The sequence below is a fragment of the Mesorhizobium sp. NZP2234 genome, assembly GCF_013170765.1.
In the GTDB taxonomy this organism is placed as follows: domain Bacteria; phylum Pseudomonadota; class Alphaproteobacteria; order Rhizobiales; family Rhizobiaceae; genus Mesorhizobium; species Mesorhizobium loti_D.
Map to the genome: position 1 here is coordinate 81,815 of NZ_CP033364.1, position 19,151 is coordinate 100,965.

The window sequence follows — 19,151 nt, forward strand, 5'->3', positions numbered from 1 at the left end:
GCCTAAGGCTCGATCGAGACGCGGATCTCGTAGATGTTGACCGCCTTGCCTTGCTTGTCGAAATCGGAATTGACGGCGATGGTTCCGGCCGAGCCCGGACGCTTGTTGGGGAACTGCACGTCGAACAGATATTCGTTGCGCTGCTGGCCGACCGCGTAGCGCTTGCGGCCACAGTCGCCGAGTTCGCCGAAATTGCAGTCGACGGATATTTGCGTGTCCTTGCCGTCCTCGGCGCGGGCGATGATATCGAACACGGCATGCTTGCCGGCGAGCTTTTCCAGCACGCCTTGCCCGACATCAAAGGCGATCGCCGACCCGGAGGCGCCGGACCGGATGCGCAGGAACGGACCGGTGTCGTCCTTCATCACCTCGGCCTTGGCGTCCGAAGGGGCGGCGACATGCGTCGGATCGGCCGGCGAGAACACATTGATCCAGTCGCGCGACTGGTCCACGGCACCGGGCTTTGCCGGCGCGTTGGCGCCGTCGGCCGGCGTGAAATCGTCGTCCTCCACGGTCGGCGGCGCCTCCGGCGGTGCCGTATCGAGTTGCGCCGCGGTCTTGAACACGCCGGTCTGCATGGCGAAAAACAGGCCGATGCCGATCGCCGCAAGCAGGGTCACGGTGAAGAAGATGGCGGTCAGCGGCAGGCGACGTCCGCGAATGCGGCGCTCGTCGCGATCGGGCGCCACTTCGGCCGCGGCTCCCGAAGCGGCAGGAGAGGACATGTCGATGGCAGGCGCGCCGGGCAGCGTAGCGTCCGGCATGATGTCGGGAACGACCGGCAGCACGCGTGAGCGCGGCGCGTCGGATGCGGGCTGCGCGGGGCCGTCGACGGCGACCGCGGGCGGCGCCGTGTCGCCGATCTCGATCGCGGGCGCGGCGGCGGCCGCGGGCCCGGCCGCCGGGGCATCGACCTGCGGACCAACATCCGGCACCGCCGGCAGGAACTCGGATTCGATTTCAGCGATCTTCGCCTGGATCGCCTTGCGGCGCTTGATGGCGACTTCCACGGTCACGCCGGGATTGGCCTGGAGCGCACGATCTAGCGCGGCAAAGGCCGACCGGTAGACCCTCTCGCGAAACGCCCGGTCCTCGGCATTGCCCTTTTCCAAGGCGTTCCGGATCGCTTTTTCGATGGCGTCCAAGCGAGATCCCTCTGCAAATTGCACCAATCTTCCCTGATGGTTAGCCGTAGGCGACCAATCAATCAACGGGCGTGCGCGTGCATTCTGCCTCGACGGGCCGTCGAAAGTCCATCTTGGCGATGTTCCGGCAAATAAAATCGGACTATCCTGGCGATTCTTCGGAGGCAGCGACACTCCAACCCTGGTTTTGACCGTGTTGGGCGCTCGTGCATGATTTGCCAAGTCGCATCTTGAATTCGCGGCCGGTTGAGTCTATCACCCAGCCCATCTTGGAGGCCTTGGCCTCCCGGGCCGCTTTAGCTCAGTTGGTAGAGCACATCATTCGTAATGATGGGGTCGCGTGTTCGAGTCACGCAAGCGGCACCAGTTTCCCCCCCGGTTGTCGTCCCATATGCCGCAAATGGCACATGCACTCTGCGATATGGATCGCGACGCCAGCGATCCATATCCGCCATTGTCGCGACTCAGCTTTGGTGGGAAACTCGCGGGCCTCAGCATGGGAGGTCCAAAATGCCTAACACTTTCAAGACCGGAGACGTCGTCAAGCTGAAGTCGGGAGGGCCGAGGATGACGGTCAGCGATGGGGCCGCTTCCGGCATGTATCTCTGCCACTGGTTCAACAAGGAAGGTGACGTTTGGACGCCGCAGCATGCGGGTTTCAAACCCGACCAGTTGGTCGCCGCCGATCAACCGGCGTAGTCCCTGCCCCGCCAGGAGTGGTGGCCGGCCCGGCGTGAATTCAGGCGGCGCGGAATTGCGTCACGGCGGTCGCTCTGTGGAGTGATGCCGATTCGGCATCGCAATCGAAGGTACAGGCGACCGACGGATTTTCCCGATCTCGGCGTTTAACGGTTGAAGCGTGACCACGGCATGGGCCGTGGCCGACGCGCCAACCGGAGACGCCGAAGCATGATACGCCGTTCGATCCTTGCCGCTGCCTTGAGCCTGCTGACCGTCGCGGCTCTCGCCCAGACAGCGACACAGCCCCCAGCCGCCACGCCGCCAGCCGCTGCCCCCGCGGCGTCAAATGCCAAGTCCGAACTCACGCTGGCCAAGTTCCAGAAGCGGCGGGAGAAGGCGGTCATGGCCGCCGACACCGACGGTGACGGCAAGATCAGCCTCTTGGAATGGGAAGCCTTTCAAGCCAAGCGCAACGTCAAGGGAGACGCCGCCAAATCCTTCGAGCGTATCGATTCCAATCATGACGGCTTCGTCGATCGCGCCGAGCTCGATGCGTTCTTCGCCAAGCGTTTTGCCAGGCTGGACAAGAATGGCGACGGCGTTCTGACGGCCGATGAAATGCCAGGCCACAAATCCGCTCCCAAGCCGGAGCAATGACCAAGAGGCCATGACGGGTGATGGATATCGGGAGTGCGCGAGCCGATGAGCGCCGATCCGGACGAGGAGCTGGTTCGTCGGGTCGGTGCTGGCGATCCCGCGGCGGTGCAGACGCTCGTCGCACGCAAATTGCCGCGCATCCTTTCACTTGCCGTGCGCATGCTGGGCGACGCGGCGGAGGCCGAGGACGTCGCGCAGGAAACCTTCGTGCGCATCTGGCGTCATGCCTCCAGCTGGCGACGCGGCAATGCACGCTTCGACAGCTGGATCCACCGGGTGACGCTCAACCTTTGCTACGACCGGTTGCGCCGGCGCCGCGAGCTGGTGACCGACAATTTGCCGGAAATGGCCGACCCTGCCCCGCTTCCCGACGCCCGCGAAGAGCCACATCGGGTAGAGCAAGCCTTGCAGGCCATCGCGCCGCGCCAGCGCGAGGCCATCATCCTGGTCTACTATCAGGAGATGTCCAACATAGAGGCGGCCGCGACGCTGGAGATCAGCGTCGACGCCCTGGAGAGCCTGCTCTCACGCGGCCGTCGGTCCTTGCAGATGATTCTGGCCAGGGACGGCGTCCATGACTGAGAAAGGTGCGATCATGGACGCCGGACATTCATCGCGCCTTGCGGGCGCCCGGTGGGGACCGGTCGGCCTCGTTTCCAACCCGCGTGGGCACGCGGCACCAAGGGGCAAGGGGAAAACACATGGCTGAAGACATCGAGGACGGCCCGGCAATGGATGCCAAGCGCTTCGCGGCGCTCGCCGAAGCCTATGGCGGTGATCTGCGGCGCTGGCCGAAAGCGGAGCATGAGGCAGCCACCATCTTTGCTTCAACCGAGGCGGGCCAGGCCATTTCGCGGCATGCCGGCACGCTTGACGCCCGGCTTGACAGCTATAACGTCCCGCACCCCGGCAAGACACTGCACGACACCATCCTGCGGACCGCCGGCCGGCACATCGTCCGGCGCCGGCGTCAGCGGTTCTGGTGGCTCGGGCTGGGGTTGGCCGGCATTGGGGTCGCCGGCGCCATCGCCGGACTGGCCCTGGTGACCGTCGTTACGCCCGAGGTTCAGCCCGACCACTATGTGCTCGACGCCAACGCGACGGCTTTCGGCGATGCCGGGCCCGACACGATCGAGGAAGACCTATGAGCACCGGGCGTAACCTCCTCATTGCGTCGGTGGTGGTGAATGTCTTCCTGGCCGGTGCGCTTGCCGGCGGAGCCGTCTGGATAAGAAGCGGCAAGCCGGCCCAGGGCTATTCGCTGGAAGCGGCCGGGGGCCGGCTGCCCGACCAGCAGCGCACGCTGTTTCGCAAGGCGCTGCGCGAGGTCCGCCAAGAGTCGCGCGAAATCATTCGCGATGGCCAGCAGGCGAGGCGCGAGGCGGCCGACCTGCTGCGGCAGCCTGTCCTCGACACGGCGGCCCTGTCGGCCGCCCTGGAGCGGGCCCGCAATGCCGACGTCACCGTGCGCACGCGGCTGGAGCAGCGCATCGTCGAGTTCGCGGCAGCAGCGTCCACCGAGGATCGCAACATGCTGGCGGAGGGCCTCGCGAGACGCGGCGGGACGCAGCCATCCGCCACGCCCAAAAAATCGCCCTGACGACCGACGGAAAATGTCGATGGCGCCCGTTTAACGAGATGAAGGGCAGGATCTGCCGGGCAACCTGGCGCCGACAGGTTTCAACCTCGGACAACTTCGGAGTTTGGTCATGAACCATCTGTCAAAATACGCGATCACCGCCGCTCTCGCGGTGACCGGAACGGCTGCGACGGTTGCGGCGTCCTCGGCAATGCCGCTGGCGCCGCTTGCCGCCCCGGCGGTGGTCGAGCAAGTCGCCTGGGGTTGCGGCCCTGGCTGGCATCCCAATCCCTGGGGGCGCTGCGTCCCCAATCGCGTGGTGGTCTACCCCCGCTATTACTACTGGCACGGCCCGGCCTACTACGCCTGGCATCCGCACCGCCACTGGCACCGCTGGCATCGCTGGTAAGGGCCGTGGGGCCGCCCACCGCGCCGGCCCCATGATCCCGTCTAAGCAGGCACGAACCGGCTCGAACGGGCTTCAGGCGCTGCTCGCCGGAAGCCCCAGCAATGGAGAGTTGACTTGGCTATCCCGGCCTCCAATTCCCCGCCAGACCCGACCCTCGTCGCTTTCAACCGCTTCGGGCTCGGGGCAAGGCTCGGCGACCGAGACAGGATTGCCGGCGACCCGCGCGGCTATCTGAAGGCGGAACTGCGGCAACCCGACATCGCCCTGATCCCGCTTGCCGATCCGGCCTATGGGGGCCTGCTGGGCAGCACACCGGCCATCCAGGCCAGCATGGCGGCAAATGTCCAGCGCAAGCTCGACCGCGAACGCATGGCCGCGGCACAGCCGGCGATGGCAACGGCGAGCATCCAGAACATGCCTGCCCAAGCCGCGCCGATCCAGCTCACGCCGGTCCAGAGCACACCGGTCCGGGTTGCGCCCGTCCAACCCACGCCGTCGCCCGCCGCGCCGCCAAAGCCAGCGGTTCCGCCGGTCGAGGCCACGCTGTTCCGCGCGGAAGCCCAGGCGCGCTTCGACAAGGCTCTGCGGGCCGATGCCGGCTTTGTCGAACGTCTGGTCTATTTCTGGTCGAACCATTTCTGCGTTTCCGTGGCCAAGGACAACGTCGTGCGGGCGAGCGCCGGTGCCTTCGAACGGGAAGCGATCCGCCCTTTCGTGCTCGGCCGTTTCGCCGACATGCTGATGGCCGTGGAGCGGCATCCCGCGATGCTGTTCTATCTCGACAACCAGCAGTCGATCGGCCCGGATTCGCGCGCCGGCAAGAACCGCCAGCGCGGCCTCAACGAGAACCTCGCCCGCGAGATCATGGAACTGCATACGCTCGGCGTCGGCAGCGGCTATACCCAAGCCGATGTCACCAGCTTCGCGCGCATCCTGACCGGCTGGACGATGGCCGGGCGTGAAGGTCGGCTGGGTGAACCCGGCAGTTCCGTCTTCAACGCCAATGCGCATGAGCCGGGTGACGCGGTGCTGCTCGGCAAGACCTATCCGGCCGGGGGCATGGCCCAGGCCGAGGCTGCGCTCAACGACATAGCCAGCCATCCGGCGACGGCGCGGCACATCGCCACCGAGCTTGCCCGCCATTTCATATCCGACGATCCGCCGCCGGCCGCGGTGGCGCGGCTGGCCAAGGTTTTCGCCAAGAGCGACGGCAATCTCAGGGCACTGGCCTCGACCCTTATCGATATGCCGGAGGCCTGGTCGACGCCATTGGCCAAGATGCGCTCGCCGTTCGACTACATCGCCGCCATCCGGCGGGCGGTCGGCCCGGGTGCGGCGAGCGATCCCGGCCAATCGCTCGGCTGGCTTAACGCGCTGGGCGAGCCGCTCTGGCAGCCACCGGGACCGAACGGCTTTTCCGACCAGGCGGACAGTTGGGCGTCGGCGGAAGGCATGAAGATCCGCCTCGACATCGCCTGGCAGGCGGCCCGTCAGGTCAAGGACATAGGCAATCCCAACGACATACTCGACGCCGTGATCGGGCCTTCCGCCTCGCCGGAGACGCGGCAGGCGATCGCCCGCGCCGAGTCCAGGCAGCAAGGCCTGGCGCTGCTGCTGATGGCGCCCGAATTCCAGAGACGATAGCTCGAGCGATAGGTCCGGCGCCGACAACTCCCATGGAGATGAAGTCATGAGCCTGCTGTGTGAAACCCCTCATCCCTCCCGCCGTGCCGTGCTGATGACCGGCGGCGCGCTGTTTGCCTGGGCCTATCTGCCCCGCTTCGCCCGCGCCGCCGACAATCGCGACCCACGGCTGATCGTCATCGTCCTGCGCGGCGCACTCGACGGCCTGTCGGCGGTCGGCCCGGTCGGCGATCCCGACTATGCCGGCCTGCATGGCGACATCGCTTTGTCGCTCACCGGCCCGCACGCGGCCCTGCCTCTCGATGGCTTCTTCGCCGTCAATCCGGCGATGCCGGTGTTCGCGCGGCTGTTCAAGGCAAGCCAGGCGGCGGTGGTGCATGCGGCCGCGACGGGCTATCGCGAACGCTCGCACTTCGACGGGCAGGATGTGCTGGAAAGCGGTTTTGCCGGACCCGGCCATGTCGCCACCGGATGGCTCAACCGGGCGCTGGAAAACCTGCCGGCGGGCGATCGCGTGGCCGCGCTTGGTGGTCTCGCCGTCGGCCCCTCGACGCCGCTGGTGATCCGCGGTGCTGCTCCCGTGCTCGGCTGGGCGCCGCAATCCCTGCCGGAGCCGGCCGGCGACCTCGCGGCGCGGGTTCTCGATCTCTACCAGCATCGCGATCCGGTTCTGGCGGTGGCGCTGCAAAAAGGACTAGATGCCGACCGCATGGCGCTGGACGACCAGATGGGCGGCAATGCGATGAAATCGAAGGGCGGGGCGATGAAGCCGAAAGGCGGCCTCGACAGCGCCGCCGGGATGCGGCAGGCCGCGCAAGGCGCCGCCAAGCTGATCGCCGCCGATGACGGTCCGCGTGCTGCCGCACTGGCCTTTGACGGCTGGGACACACATGTCAACGAAGGTGGCGCGACAGGCCGGCTCGCCACGCTGCTCGGCGGCCTCGACGGCGCCTTCGAGGAGTTCGAGAAGGGTCTTGGCGAACGCTGGAAGGACACGGCGATCGTCGCCATCACCGAGTTCGGGCGCACGGCACAGATCAACGGCACGGTCGGCACCGATCACGGCACCGGCACGGTGGTGCTGCTCGCCGGCGGCGCGATCAAGGGCGGCCGGGTCATCGCCGACTGGCCGGGCTTGAAGCCGGCTCAGCTTTACCAACAGCGTGATCTGGCCCCGACCAGCGATGTCAGGGCAGTGCTGAAGGGGTTGCTCGCCGACCAGTTCGGCCTTTCCGCGGCCGTGCTCGGTGACAAGGTGTTTCCGGAGTCCACGCAAGTGAAGCCGATGCGGGATCTCGTCGCCTGATGGCCCGAACGAAAAACACCCGCGCCGTTTCCGGAGCGGGTGTTCCGATCGCCCGTCTGATCGCTCGAGGGATCACCAGCCCCAATAGCCGGGGTGCCAACGGTGGTGGGCCCAGAAGCCAGGATGCCAATGGCGCGCCGGCCGGATCATCATGCGGCGGTTCGGCACGCAATTGCCCCAACGGTTCATGTGCCAGCCGGGACCGCAGCGCCAGCCGACGGTCTCGATCGGCAAAGGGGCACTTGGCCTGGCCATCGGCATGGCTTGCGAGCCGGCGCCGGACAGCATCAAAGTGCCGGCCACCAGTGCAAAGGGCAGCAAGTATTTTGTGAACATGCGTTGTCTCCGTGGTTTCGTCCCTAACCACCGTGAAACGCGGCGCACGGCCCAAACCCGTCGAAACGGGATGGATCACATCTTCGTCAGATCAGCACAGCGTTCCGGGCTCGGCACACAATGCCTCGCGATTCATACCGGCTGCGCCCGCCGAAGTTTCGATCGGCGGCGGCGCGGCTTCGTACTGACAGGACAGACCTCGACCTTTGCCGCACGGCAGATTGATCCAGATCAATGAGCGGTCCCGCGCTTGGGTTGATGGAGGCCAATTAACAGAAGTGCTCGGGCTGAAGGCCGGGTTAAGACCAGGAGATCATACCGATGATGATCCGCACGCTCTCTACCTTGGAATGCACGAAATTGCTGGCGGCCAACCGCACGGGCCATCTGGCATGCGCCAAGGACGCACAACCCTACGTCGTGTGCTTCAACTACGCCTATGCCGACAGTCACCTCTATGCATTCTCCCTGCCGGGTAAGAAGATCGACTGGATGCGGGCCAATCCCCTGGTGTGCGCCCAGGTGGAAGAACACACAAATAGGCGCGGATGGAGAAGCGTGATTGTCGACGGCCGCTATGAGGAACTGACGGATCGGATCGGCCACAAGGTTCAACGGGACCATGCATGGTCTGTGTTGAGCAAGCACGCGGACTGGTGGGAGCCTGGCGCGCTCAAGCCTGTCACGCCTCCCGTATCAGACAGCTTGCCGCACGTCTTTTTCCGGATCCTTGTCGAAAAGGTTTCTGGTCGGGAAGCAAGCGAATAGGCGCCCGGCGCCGCCTCGCGCTGGCGGCGGATCCGGCTGATGGCGGCGTCGGCGCCTTGAGCGGAATCGAGCGCCGACAGTTCCCGGCCGAATTTCGGCCGGGCACGGGGCATGGGGGCGCTGTTGGCCTTTGATCACGCAGCCTCGACCTTGGCGACCGGCACATCCTCCCCGCGCACCAGTTTGGTCACGCCAGCAAAATCGAGCTTGCCGGAGCCAAGCACCGGGACTTTCTGGACGACGCGCACTTCAGCGGGCACCATGAGGTCCATGGCACCGTTCGCCTTGGCGAACGCCAGGAACTCTGTACGTGTGGCACCGAGTGCTTCGGTGATGAGAATGAGCTTTTCGCCCTTGCGCGCATCCGCCACAGCCGCCACGGCCGACAACGAGCCCTTCCATAATTCACCCGCCAGCACTTCGACGGCGGCGAGCGAAATCATCTCGCCACCGATCTTGGCGAAACGCTTGGCGCGGCCGCGAATGGTGATGAACCCTCCGTCGTCGACCGAGACGACGTCACCGGTGTCATGCCAGCCATCCGGCAGCGGTTCGAGCACGCCCGGCTTCTCGGCGCGCAGATAACCCGCCATCACGTTGGGACCACGGACATGCAGCCGGCCGCCATCGTCGACACCGGGCACCGGATCGAGACGATACTCCATGCCGGGCATGATCTTGCCGACACTGCCGGAGCGGTTGTACATCGGCGTGTTGATGGAGATCACCGGCGCGGTCTCGGTGACGCCATAGCCCTCCAGGATACGCACGCCGAACTTCTCCATATAGGTCATGCGTGTGGACGCCTTGACCGGTTCCGCGCCGGCAAAGCAATAGCGTATCGAGCGGAAGTCGTACGGGTGCGCGGTCCGCGCATAACCGCTGAGGAATGTATCGGTGCCGAAGATGATCGTCGCGTTGGATGCGTAGATCAGTTCCGGCACGATGCGGTAGTGCAGCGGCGACGGGTAGAAATAGACCGGCACACCCGAAATCAGCGGCAGCACCGTACCGGCCGTCATGCCGAAGGAATGAAAGATCGGCAGCACGTTGAACACCTTGTCGCCCGAGTGGAAGTCGATGCGCGAGGCCGCCTGCGCGGCGTTGGCCAGGATGTTGCGGTGGGTCAGTACAACGCCCTTCGGCGTGCCTTCCGAACCCGAAGTGAACAGGATTACCGCCGGGTCGTTGGGCTTGCGCGGCGCGCGCGGCGTCGACTTGCGCAGCAGGCCGAGCAGCTTGTCCTTGAGACCGATCGTCTTGCGCAAATCGTCGAGCCAGACGATGTCGACCGAGCGACCGATTTCCTCGACCACCGCGCCGAGCTTTGCCTGCTCGACAAACGCGCGGGAGGTGAGCACCGTGCGCACCTCGGCGGCCTTGCAGGCGGACAGTATGTTGGCGGCGCCTGCGGTGAAGTTGATCATCGCCGGCACCTTGCCCGCCGACATCACACCAAGCAGCGTCGCGCATGAGCCGTTGGCGTTGGGCAGCATGACGCCGAGCGTCCGCTGATCGGCATGGAGGTTCTTGAATTTCTCGCCAAGCACTGCGGCCGCCGTCAGCAGCTTGCCATAGCTTAACGAGCCGGTGACCGGATCCTGCACGGCGAGCCGTTTCATGCCACGTTCGTTCGCGGTCAGGATGATCTTTTCCAGGACCGTCCTGTCGATGTCCTGGGTGCGGAAGACGAGATCGGACATGACCTGATAGAGGGCCGAACCCGCCGCGGCGCGGCGCTGGCGGCCTTTCAGCTCGGGCGGCACTTCCAGCTTGACCGGCTCCAGAATGGTCACCTTGACCTTCGGGAACAGGCGGCGGCGCACATGCTGCGACGTCAGCCGGGAGAAGGGGCTTTTCTCCAGGCCGTCGATGCGGATCGGCACAACCATCGAGCCGGTCTTGTCCGCCACCATGGCGGCTCCGTCATAGACCTTCATCAGCCCGCCGGTGACGGTAATGCGGCCTTCGGGAAAGATGACCAGCGGATCGCCGCCCTGCACGATCTTGATCAGCGTGCGGGTCGACATCGGCTTGGCCGGATTGAGCGGCAAAGCACGGGCGAGCTTCATGAACGGCTTCATCCACCAGGCCTGGGCAATGGTGTAGTCGATGGCGAAGACCGGTTCCTCATCGGTCAGCGTCAAGGCGAGCGGACCGTCGAGGAAGCTGACATGGTTGAGCGCCAGGATCGGCGCCTTGCCAGCCGCCTTGAGGTTCTCCATGCCCTCGACCTCAAGGCGCAGGAAGGCGCGGAACAGGATGGAAACGAAGTCGCGGAACGCGTTGGTCGGCAGGAATTTCAGCATCAGCCAGGCTGCAATGGCATTGGCTGCGGCCAAGCCGAACAGGATGCCGCCAGTGGAGACTTTCGTCTGGATCACCGCGACAACAATGCCGCCGACCGTCATGAAGCCGGCATTGACGATGCTGACGGCGGCGACGACGCGGGCGCGGCGCGCTTCGGGCGACCAGGCCTGCACCGCGGCAAAGGTCGGCACGACGAGAAAGGCGCTGGCGATAGCCATGCCGGCGAGGTCGATCGCGACACGGATCGTGTTTGGCCCGGCGAAGAACAGGGCAAGGGTTTCGGCCCTCGGCGAGGGCTGCATGCTCCAGATGGTCCAGGCCAGATGCAGGCCGAACAGCGCCAGCAGCGCGGTGCCGACCGGCGCGGGCAGCAGCACGATGCGTCCCTGCGACATCCAGGCGGCAATGGCCGAGCCGATGGCGATCGAGACGGCAAAGACCGCGAGATAGACGGTGACGGCGATCTCGTTGCCGCCGAGCGAATCCTTGGTCAAGGTCGGCAGGATCGACAGTACGATGGCGCCGATCAGCCAGAACCATGAAGTCATCAGGCCGGCGCGCCAGATGCGCTTGTCAGTGCGCAACTCGCTGACCTGGCGCCAGGTCGAGCGGAAGATGTTCTTGTCGATGACAAGGTCGGGCGCTGCGGAACCCGTGGACGGGATGTAGCGGCTGACGAACCAGCAGCCGACCGCCAAGGCCATCATGATCGGCCCGAAGACCGCGACGCCGATGCCATCGGCCGAGACGACGCCGCCGGCAATGGTGCCGCCGAGGATGGCGGCAAAAGTGGCCGACTCGATCCAGGCGTTGGCCTTGGGCAGTTCCTTGCGCTCGAGGTGATCGGGCAGGATGCCGTATTTGATCGGTCCGAACAGCGCCGAGATGATGCCGAACATCAGCAGGGCCGTCATCAGCACCGGGATCGACGACAGCGCGATGCCGGCGACGGAGACAGCCGCGGCGGCAATCTCGGCGAATTTCAGCCGCCGGGCGATGAGGGCCTTGTCAAAGCGGTCGGCGATCTCGCCGCCAAGCGCGGACAACAACAGGAAGGGCGCCATGAAGACGGCCCCCGCCAAAGTGACCAGCGAAGCCGCCTGATCGGCGGCCAGCGTGAAAAGAATCAGGAACACCAGCGTGTTCTTGAGGAAATTGTCATTGAAGGCGGACAGGAACTGCGTCCAGAACAGGGGCGCAAAGCGCCGGGACAACATCAGATGCGTGTTCATGGCGATTTCCATTTGGCGGAACCCTACGACGGCGTGCCGGAAGGCCCTGCGGGGTTGCAGGCGCTGTTTCAATCTCAGTGATATCAGTGAGCTGATTAAACTTCCTTACTGCGCTTGATGCCCATCCATGGCTTTCGGCCGTCGGAAATGAACATCGTTCACAATCGGAGCTTATCATTTTTTGAACAGCGTTCAAGCAAAAAATGAACAACGTTCACCGCAGCTGGAAACAGCGGCGGCGGCCAACGCCGTTTATAAGGGGTCAGGGCGTCCCGGTTGCCGGACCTGGTCCGAGCGTCGCCACGGTCTTCAGCGCGCCGTCGAGCATGTCGCCCTTCTCGTCCTTCAGCGCCGCCTCGCGCAGGCGGCGAATCCAGTCGGCGGCATCGGTTCGACCCTTGAGCATGGGAAGCGCCGACAGCACGCGGTCGAATTTCGATTGGGCGCGCACATGGGTGTCGCTGTAGCCCTTGATCAGCCGGCGACAGTTGAGGATTTCGACGGCGAGCGCATAGTCCTGGGACACATGGGCGAGCGCCAGCGCATACCAGCGATCGAGATGGCTCATCTCGACCTTGTGGCGCAGCAGGCGGCGGCGCCAGCGGCGCAGGCCGCCGATGAACCAGAGGGCCGCAAAGCCGGCGAAACTGTCGGTGCGGATGCGGCGACCATGGTTGATGCGCCGGTCGAGGAAGGCGGCGAGTTTCGGCCGGTTCTCGATGTAGCTGCCGAGCCCCGCCGGCAGCGTGCCGCAGAATTCCTCGATGCGCGGATGGAAATATTCGGTCACCTGCAGGACCGAGCCTTCCTTGACGCCGACCTCCTTGCGCACACGCCGATCACGGGTCGAACGCGTCTTCAGGTCGGCAACGCGGATCATGTCGTCGTAGCACAGCGCGTTGGCGAGATGCTTGGCGGCTGCGATGGACAGCGCATGGGCATGGTCGGCGCTGTCCTGCGCGGCGGCCTTGTCCAGCCGGTCGAGATACTCGCCACCATAGGCGATGTCCTGATAATCGACGACCTTCCTCAGGCCCCGCAGCGCCATTTCGCGCACGGCGACGGGCATCAGGTCGATGCGAGCGGCGAGCACCTGCCAGCCCTGCAGCAGGTTTTGCGGGCCACTCACCTGTCCGGCACCCTGGGCGGATTCCGCGATAGCAGGTTCAACTGGCCTTGGCGCCGGCGCGGCCGTGCCCCGCGCGCGGTCAAACGCGGCGCCAAAGGCGGCGAGGCTGGCCTTGACGCCACGGCCCCCGGCGCCAATCGCCTGCTCATAGCTTTCGCGCATGAACGGCAACGCGTCCGATCCCGCCAGCGCGCCAAGCAGGCTGGCCGAGATCATCGAACCGTTGTCGGCGGCGATCTTTTCCATGTCGAAGGCGATGAAGCGCTTCGATGCGGCCTCCGCCGTCGCATGCACCTTGGAGGACGAGGCCCGGCCGTCGCCCGGCTCGATCTTTTCCGACACGGCGGCAATGCGGTGCGAGGAGGCGATCAGCGTGGTGCGTTCCGGCGTAACGAAACCACGGATGATGGCGCGGCCGGCCTCCATCAATTCGGCGGCGATCAGGATGTCGACATCGCCTTGCGAAGGCGACAGCGCGAAGACCGGCAGCCGGCCGGTATCGCGGGCCATCTCGACATAGTAGATCGTCGCGCCGGTGCGCTGGGCGACGCCGGCGACCGAGGTCGATTGCGCGACGTAACCATTGCGCTCGGCGACGTCGGTGATCCAGTCGGCCAGCACGCCGCCACCTTGGCCGCCGACCGCCAGCACGGCGAGCTTGATGACGCGCTCGTCGTCCTGGGCGCCGGCCTTGGCGCGGAATGGCGGGACAGCGTCAAGCATCGGCGAAGGTCAGGCGCCGGCTTTCGCGGCGGCGCTGCAACAGGCTGATCACGGCGCGGCGCGCGCTTTCCAGGAAGCGGTCCCAACGGCTCGGATTGTGCACGACGTCGGCACGATAGAAGGACGGGCACAGCACCGCCGCATCGGCGACCTCGCCGCAATTACCGCAGCCGACGCAGTTCTGGTCGATGGACGCCACCGGATCGTCACGCAGCGGATCGTCGAGCGACTTGACCGACAGCGACGGGCAGCCGGACAGCCGCATACAGGCATGGTCGCCGGTGCAGATGTCCTCGTCGACGCCGAACTTCGGTTTGACGACCCTTGTCCCGCCCTTGATCGCCTTGTCGACCAACGGTTTTTCGCGGCGCTGGCGGTTGAGCATGCATTCGGACGAGGCGACGATGACCTTCGGCCCTTTCTCCTCCGTCGTCAGCGCCTCGCGCAGCGTGGCTTGCATCTTGCCGACATCGTAGGTGCGGTCGACATGGCGCAGCCATTTGACGCCCATGCCCTTCACCGCTTCGCTGATCGGATGTTTTGTCGACTTTGTCTTGTTGCCCGCGCGCGACGACAGGATGTCCTGCCCACCGGTGGCGGCCGAATAGAAATTGTCGACGATGACAATGACGCCGTCATTCTTGTTGAACACGGCATTGCCGATCGAGGAGGTCAGGCCGTTGTGCCAGAAGCCGCCATCGCCGACGAAGGAGATCGAGCGGCGCTTGGCATCAGGCGAATTGAACGCCGAGGCCGAGGCCGGGCCGAGACCATAGCCCATTGTGGTGGCGCCGAGTTCGAAAGGCGGCATGATCGAGAACAGATGGCAGCCGATGTCGGAGGCGATGTGATGCTTGCCGAGTTCCTGCTCGACCAGTTTGGTCGCGGCGAAGATCGGCCGCTCCGGGCAGCCGATGCAGAAGCCCGGCGGGCGGCCCGGCACGACGTTGATCAGGTCCGCGGTGTCGACGCCCTCGCCGATCTTGTTGGGCGCGCGCACTTCACCTGGGAGCAGATGCGGCGCCTCGGCGCGCAGGAACGTGCCAATGCCGTCGAGCATGACCTGGCCGGTGTATTCGCCGGCCATCGGCAGATATTCCTTGCCGACCAGCCTCGTGCCCCGCCCGGCCTTGTGCAGCATCGCGGCAAAGGCCTGTTCGATGTAGTTGGGCTGGCCTTCCTCGACGACCAGCACCGCCTGCTTGCCCTCGCAGAACGACAGGAACTCGTCGTCGATCAAGGGATAGACGGCGTTGAGCACATAGAGCGGCACATCGGTGTCGCCATAGGTGTCGGCGAGACCGAGACGCTGCAAGGCGCGGATGACCGAATTGTACATGCCGCCCTGCATGACGATGCCGACCGAGCCATGGTCCGACCCGAAGAATTCGTTGATCTTGTTCCTGGCGATGAAATCCACCGCCGCCGGCCAGCGCTTCGCCACCTTCTCCTTCTCATGCAGGAAGGAGGCGGGAGGCAGCACGATGCGGCCGGTGTCGCGACGAGGGGCCTCCAGCGCGTCGGCCACCGTCATCGGCGGGCGCTTGTTGTCCTTGGCGATGAAATGGCCGTGGACGTGGCAGCAGCGTATGCGCACCTGCAACATGACCGGCGTGTTGGAAACCTCGGACAGCTCGAAGCCGTCCTCCACCGCCTTTACGATCGACGGCAGGTTCGGGCGCGGGTCGAGCAGCCAGACCTGGCTCTTCATGGCGAAGGCATGGCTGCGCTCCTGCATGATCGAGGAGCCCTCGCCATAGTCCTCGCCGACGATGATCAGCGCGCCGCCGGTGACGCCGCCGGACGCGAGGTTGGCGAGCGCGTCGGAGGCGACATTGGTGCCGACGGTCGACTTGAAGGTCGCCGCGCCGCGGATCGGATAATGCACCGAGGCGGCCAGCATGGCGGTGGCGGTCGCTTCCGAGGCGCTGGCCTCGAAATGCACGCCGAGTTCGCCCAGAATGTCCTGCGCGTCGGCCAGCACGTCCATCAGATGGCTGATCGGCGCGCCCTGGTAGCCGCCGACATAACCGACGCCGCATTGCAGCAGCGCCTTGGTGATGGCGAGGATGCCTTCGCCGGCGAATTCCTCGCCTGCGCCGAGCCTGAGTTTCTCGACTTCCTTGGCAAAAGACCGTTCGGCCATTTCTTCAATCCTTCCGTTACCGCCCAGCCCGTTATCGGCTGGCACTGGCGGCGCGTAGGTCTAGATGTCGTGCTTGCGAATGTTCTTCAGCATCTTCTGCAGCGTCGCGATGAGTGCCGCGTATTCGGCATCGTCGACATCGTCGAACATTGCCTCGAACGCATCATGCATGGCCGGCCAGGCGCGCGTGAACTCGGCGCGCCCCTCGTCGGTCAGGAACACATGGCGGATGCGGCTGTCGGTGACGCCCTGCTCGCGCCGCACGAAGCCTTGCCCCTCCAGCGTGTCGAGCGTGCGGCTCAAGGTCGACTGCTCGATGACCGTATAGACCGAGAGGTCGTTGACGGTGACGCCGTCCGTGACCGACAGGACGGCCAGCGTGCGCACCTGCGGAATGGTCAGGCCCTGCTTGCGGAAATCGTCGCGCAAGGTGGCGTTGTAGCGGCCCATGATGCGGTTCATCAGATAGGGCGCGAATTGCTGCAGGCCGATCTGCCCCAAGGTCGAGATGCGCTGGCGCTTTTCCGCAACCTTCTGTTCCATCAGAGCCTCCCCGCCAGGAGAAAGCCGGAACCGCCGCCGAGGCCGGCACCGGGATGGGTCGAGGCGCCGATATGGTAGAGGTTCTTGATACCGGTCTGGTGGTTGCGGCTGGTCTTGAACGGCCGCCACAGGAAGGACTGGTCGATGGTCGAGGAGCCGCCATAGGGATCGCCGCCGACCAGATTGATGTTCATCGCCTCAAGATCGGCTGGCGAATAGGCGCGGCGGGCCAGGACGCTGTCCTTGAAGCCGTCGATGTGGCCGGCGAGGATCGCTTCGGCGCGGTCGGCGTAGGCCTCGCGCAATGCGTCGGTCCATTGCCCGTCAGCCGGGGCCTGCAGCTTGCCGGCGGCGTCGCCCTTGATGTGCCGGGGCGCCTCGGGCAGTTGCAGCCACAGGATCGCCTTGCCCGCCGGACAGCGCGAGGGATCAAGCGCATGCGGCTGGCCGACACAGATGGTGGGCACCTCCGGCAGCATGCCGCGCGCCGCCTCGTTGCAGGCCTTGGAGACGCCATCCAGTCCAGGCGTCAGGTGCAACAACGCCACCTTGTCCAGCCCCTCGCCGCGCCATGCCGGCGGCTTGTCGAGGGCGTAGTGGATCTGGAAGTTGCCCTTGCCGTAGCGATATTTCCGCGTCGCATCGACATCGGCCTGGGCAGCATCCGTGCCGAGCAGCCGACCGTAGAGCTGCGTCGGCGTGACCGAGCAGATCACGCTCTTCTTCGCATGGACCGTTTCGCCCGAGGCCAGCCGCACGCCGGTGGCGCGGCCTCCATCCAGGATGATGGAAGCAACGTCCGCTCCCGTCGAGATGACGCCGCCGCGCTCGGTGATCAATGCCTCGAAAGCCGATAGCAATTTCCTCGCCCCGCCTTTGACGATCGGCGCGCCGGCCGCCTCGAGCGCGAAGGCAATCACCTTGGCGATCTGGCCGGAGAACGCATCCTCGGGTCCCAGCCCGGCATGCAATACCCAGGGCGCCCAGAGTGCCCGGATGGTTTCGGACTGGTAAGTACTTTCCAGCCAGCCACGCGCCGGCACCAGGGCGTCGCCGAGAAAGGCGGCAAGGCCGCGCGAACCACGCCGCCAGGCATCGCCGGCCAACAGCTTCGCCGTCGGATAAGACCAGAGCGCCCCGCCGAGCAGGCCGAACAGCAGGCCGGCATTGCGCTCGATGCCGCCGACATCGTCCGCGTGCCGGTCGCCGTCACCCGCCGCGATCGCGTTGAGTGCGGCGACATTGGCGGCGCGGTCGGTGCCGAGCACCGCATGGCTGCCGTCCGGCCGAAGCACGCCGGTCGGCGTTGCCGTGTGGCAGAACTCCAGCCCATGCCGGGCGAGGTCGGCGCCCAGCGCCGCGAAGGCCGGCGAGGTGATGAACAGCACGAAGGTCGTCGCCATCACATCGTGGACGAAGCCGGGCGCGGTGATCTCCTCGGTGCGCATACAGCCGCCGATACGGTCGTTGCGCTCGAGAACGAGGACATCGGCGCCCTTGCCGCCAAGCATCGCCGCGCAAACCAGCGCGTTGATGCCGCTGCCGACGATGATGTGGTCGGGCGCCTTCATTGACAGTTTCTCTCGACCGTCGGGCCTGCGCGCATGATCTTCTCCCGAAGACCCACCTCGCTCTATTTGCCCGATACCAGCGCCAGTGCGCGGATCGGGCTGCCGGTGCCGTGCTCGATCTTGAGCGGCGCCGCAATCAGGATCGCGCCCTTCGGCGGCAATTGATCGAGGTTGCAGAGGCTGGCGAGGCCGTAGCGGTTGGCCTTGTGCATCAGCGTGTGCGCCGGGAATGGCGGCTCCATGCCGCCGGCCTTGCCGGCGTCGGTGCCAATGGTCTCCGAGCCCCAGCCCTTGATGTCCTTGCTGATCAGGAACTGGATGGCTTCAGCCGTCGGGCCGGGCGTATGCGGACCGGTCTCGTTGGCGTTGAGGAACTCGGCTTCCGAGCCGTTTCGCTTGTACCAGTCGGTGCGCATCACCACCCACTCGCCGGCGTTGATGGCGCCATGCTTGGCTTCCCATGCCTTGATGTGATCGACGGTGAGCAGGAAATCGGGATCGGCGGCGGCTTCCTTCGAGCAGTCGATGACATTGACCGGGCCGACGAAGTTCTGCGCCGGAATGGTGTCGGTGGCGCCGTCCGGGTAATCCTTGCCGCTGATCCAGTGCTGGGGCGCATCGAAATGCGTGCCCGAATGCTCGCCAAGCTTCAGCCAGTTCCATGCCCACCAGGGACCGTTCTTGTCGTAGCGGGAGATGTTGTGGATCTCGACCTTCGGCGTGTCGACCGCGAGTTCCGGCGGCAGCTTGATCAGCGGTGTATCGGGACCGAGCGGTGCCGACAGGTCGACCACCCTGATGGCGCCGGAAAGAAGCTGGCCGGCGACCTCGCCGAGGAGTTTTTGGGTGTCCATGGTCTCTGTTCCCTCTTTTCGATGATGATCAAGGCTCGTCTCGGCCCTTAATATCCTACTAGACGAAAACATATGCATCTGCAATTATCTTTAAGCATAAAGGAAATGGGAACGGGGC

General features: G+C 65.4%; 17 protein-coding genes and 1 tRNA gene. 10 read left to right on the forward strand and 8 right to left on the reverse strand.

Annotation, left to right across the window (positions count from 1 at the left end; all coding sequences use genetic code 11):
• Positions 1 to 2 precede the first annotated feature (2 nt).
• Positions 3 to 1,145, reverse strand: coding sequence for a hypothetical protein (locus EB230_RS00385; RefSeq protein ID WP_172371000.1), 1,143 nt, complete (start codon positions 1,143 to 1,145; stop codon positions 3 to 5).
• 290 nt (positions 1,146 to 1,435) lie between these two features.
• Here EB230_RS00385 and EB230_RS00390 point away from each other — a divergent pair.
• The 9 genes from EB230_RS00390 to EB230_RS00430 all read left to right on the forward strand — a co-directional run bounded on the left by EB230_RS00390 (position 1,436) and on the right by EB230_RS00430 (position 7,421).
• Positions 1,436 to 1,511, forward strand: a tRNA-Thr gene (locus tag EB230_RS00390).
• 144 nt (positions 1,512 to 1,655) lie between these two features.
• Positions 1,656 to 1,844, forward strand: a complete 189-nt coding sequence (locus EB230_RS00395) for a YodC family protein (RefSeq protein ID WP_056569801.1) — start codon at positions 1,656 to 1,658, stop codon at positions 1,842 to 1,844.
• A 210-nt stretch (positions 1,845 to 2,054) separates the two neighbouring features.
• The gene (locus EB230_RS00400) at positions 2,055 to 2,483 is read left to right on the forward strand and encodes an acid-shock protein (protein ID WP_056569799.1); all 429 of its coding nucleotides are present in this window, start codon (positions 2,055 to 2,057) and stop codon (positions 2,481 to 2,483) included.
• Between the two features lie 45 nt (positions 2,484 to 2,528).
• Positions 2,529 to 3,065 carry an RNA polymerase sigma factor gene (locus EB230_RS00405; RefSeq protein ID WP_081294926.1) on the forward strand — a complete coding sequence of 179 codons (537 nt, stop codon included), beginning with the start codon at positions 2,529 to 2,531 and terminating at the stop codon, positions 3,063 to 3,065.
• Positions 3,066 to 3,184: 119 nt separating this feature from the next.
• On the forward strand, positions 3,185 to 3,631 hold the full coding sequence (locus EB230_RS00410; protein ID WP_171883266.1) for a hypothetical protein: 447 nt from the start codon (positions 3,185 to 3,187) through the stop codon (positions 3,629 to 3,631).
• Positions 3,628 to 4,083: a periplasmic heavy metal sensor gene (locus EB230_RS00415; RefSeq protein WP_056569794.1), complete on the forward strand. Its 456-nt coding sequence runs from the start codon at positions 3,628 to 3,630 to the stop codon at positions 4,081 to 4,083. The genes EB230_RS00410 and EB230_RS00415 overlap by 4 nt, the downstream gene beginning before the upstream one ends.
• A 109-nt stretch (positions 4,084 to 4,192) precedes the next feature.
• Positions 4,193 to 4,471, forward strand: a complete 279-nt coding sequence (locus tag EB230_RS00420; protein ID WP_056569792.1) for a hypothetical protein — start codon at positions 4,193 to 4,195, stop codon at positions 4,469 to 4,471.
• A 114-nt stretch (positions 4,472 to 4,585) separates the two neighbouring features.
• Positions 4,586 to 6,115: a DUF1800 family protein gene (locus tag EB230_RS00425; RefSeq protein ID WP_172371003.1), complete on the forward strand. Its 1,530-nt coding sequence runs from the start codon at positions 4,586 to 4,588 to the stop codon at positions 6,113 to 6,115.
• A 46-nt stretch (positions 6,116 to 6,161) separates the two neighbouring features.
• Positions 6,162 to 7,421 carry a DUF1501 domain-containing protein gene (locus EB230_RS00430; protein ID WP_056569788.1) on the forward strand — a complete coding sequence of 420 codons (1,260 nt, stop codon included), beginning with the start codon at positions 6,162 to 6,164 and terminating at the stop codon, positions 7,419 to 7,421.
• 72 nt (positions 7,422 to 7,493) lie between these two features.
• Here EB230_RS00430 and EB230_RS00435 read toward each other — a convergent pair whose 3' ends face one another.
• Positions 7,494 to 7,757 (reverse strand): hypothetical protein, encoded by a 264-nt coding sequence (locus tag EB230_RS00435; RefSeq protein WP_056569785.1) that lies wholly within the window; start codon positions 7,755 to 7,757, stop codon positions 7,494 to 7,496.
• A gap of 321 nt (positions 7,758 to 8,078) precedes the next feature.
• Here EB230_RS00435 and EB230_RS00440 point away from each other — a divergent pair, with 321 nt between their 5' ends.
• Positions 8,079 to 8,525, forward strand: a complete 447-nt coding sequence (locus tag EB230_RS00440; RefSeq protein WP_056569783.1) for a pyridoxamine 5'-phosphate oxidase family protein — start codon at positions 8,079 to 8,081, stop codon at positions 8,523 to 8,525.
• A 134-nt stretch (positions 8,526 to 8,659) separates the two neighbouring features.
• On the opposite strand, the gene EB230_RS00445 is transcribed toward EB230_RS00440, so the two are convergent.
• The 6 genes from EB230_RS00445 to EB230_RS00470 form a co-directional block, all read right to left on the reverse strand.
• The gene (locus EB230_RS00445; RefSeq protein ID WP_056570425.1) at positions 8,660 to 12,067 is read right to left on the reverse strand and encodes an acyl-[ACP]--phospholipid O-acyltransferase; all 3,408 of its coding nucleotides are present in this window, start codon (positions 12,065 to 12,067) and stop codon (positions 8,660 to 8,662) included.
• A gap of 262 nt (positions 12,068 to 12,329) precedes the next feature.
• Positions 12,330 to 13,919, reverse strand: a complete 1,590-nt coding sequence (locus tag EB230_RS00450; RefSeq protein ID WP_056569781.1) for an indolepyruvate oxidoreductase subunit beta family protein — start codon at positions 13,917 to 13,919, stop codon at positions 12,330 to 12,332.
• Entirely contained in the window at positions 13,912 to 16,065 is a 2,154-nt protein-coding gene (locus EB230_RS00455) for an indolepyruvate ferredoxin oxidoreductase subunit alpha (RefSeq protein WP_065005406.1), read from the reverse strand. The genes EB230_RS00450 and EB230_RS00455 overlap by 8 nt, the downstream gene beginning before the upstream one ends.
• A gap of 60 nt (positions 16,066 to 16,125) precedes the next feature.
• A complete protein-coding gene (locus tag EB230_RS00460; protein ID WP_056569777.1) occupies positions 16,126 to 16,608 on the reverse strand; it encodes a MarR family transcriptional regulator in 483 nt (160 codons plus the stop codon).
• Positions 16,608 to 18,179, reverse strand: a complete 1,572-nt coding sequence (locus tag EB230_RS00465) for an NAD(P)/FAD-dependent oxidoreductase (protein ID WP_172371005.1) — start codon at positions 18,177 to 18,179, stop codon at positions 16,608 to 16,610. Before EB230_RS00465 ends, EB230_RS00460 begins: the two co-directional genes overlap by 1 nt.
• A 62-nt stretch (positions 18,180 to 18,241) precedes the next feature.
• On the reverse strand, positions 18,242 to 19,033 hold the full coding sequence (locus EB230_RS00470; RefSeq protein ID WP_056569772.1) for a cyclase family protein: 792 nt from the start codon (positions 19,031 to 19,033) through the stop codon (positions 18,242 to 18,244).
• Positions 19,034 to 19,151: the final 118 nt, after the last annotated feature.

Coding starts and splice junctions, on each gene's coding strand:
- EB230_RS00395 (WP_056569801.1), top strand. CDS start 1,656: ATGCCTAACACTTTCAAGACCGGAGACGTCGTCAAGCTGAAGTCGGGA.
- EB230_RS00400 (WP_056569799.1), top strand. CDS start 2,055: ATGATACGCCGTTCGATCCTTGCCGCTGCCTTGAGCCTGCTGACCGTC.
- EB230_RS00405 (WP_081294926.1), top strand. CDS start 2,529: ATGAGCGCCGATCCGGACGAGGAGCTGGTTCGTCGGGTCGGTGCTGGC.
- EB230_RS00410 (WP_171883266.1), top strand. CDS start 3,185: ATGGCTGAAGACATCGAGGACGGCCCGGCAATGGATGCCAAGCGCTTC.
- EB230_RS00415 (WP_056569794.1), top strand. CDS start 3,628: ATGAGCACCGGGCGTAACCTCCTCATTGCGTCGGTGGTGGTGAATGTC.
- EB230_RS00420 (WP_056569792.1), top strand. CDS start 4,193: ATGAACCATCTGTCAAAATACGCGATCACCGCCGCTCTCGCGGTGACC.
- EB230_RS00430 (WP_056569788.1), top strand. CDS start 6,162: ATGAGCCTGCTGTGTGAAACCCCTCATCCCTCCCGCCGTGCCGTGCTG.
- EB230_RS00435 (WP_056569785.1), bottom strand. CDS start 7,757: ATGTTCACAAAATACTTGCTGCCCTTTGCACTGGTGGCCGGCACTTTG.
- EB230_RS00440 (WP_056569783.1), top strand. CDS start 8,079: ATGATGATCCGCACGCTCTCTACCTTGGAATGCACGAAATTGCTGGCG.
- EB230_RS00445 (WP_056570425.1), bottom strand. CDS start 12,067: ATGAACACGCATCTGATGTTGTCCCGGCGCTTTGCGCCCCTGTTCTGG.
- EB230_RS00450 (WP_056569781.1), bottom strand. CDS start 13,919: ATGCTTGACGCTGTCCCGCCATTCCGCGCCAAGGCCGGCGCCCAGGAC.
- EB230_RS00455 (WP_065005406.1), bottom strand. CDS start 16,065: ATGGCCGAACGGTCTTTTGCCAAGGAAGTCGAGAAACTCAGGCTCGGC.
- EB230_RS00460 (WP_056569777.1), bottom strand. CDS start 16,608: ATGGAACAGAAGGTTGCGGAAAAGCGCCAGCGCATCTCGACCTTGGGG.
- EB230_RS00465 (WP_172371005.1), bottom strand. CDS start 18,179: ATGAAGGCGCCCGACCACATCATCGTCGGCAGCGGCATCAACGCGCTG.
- EB230_RS00470 (WP_056569772.1), bottom strand. CDS start 19,033: ATGGACACCCAAAAACTCCTCGGCGAGGTCGCCGGCCAGCTTCTTTCC.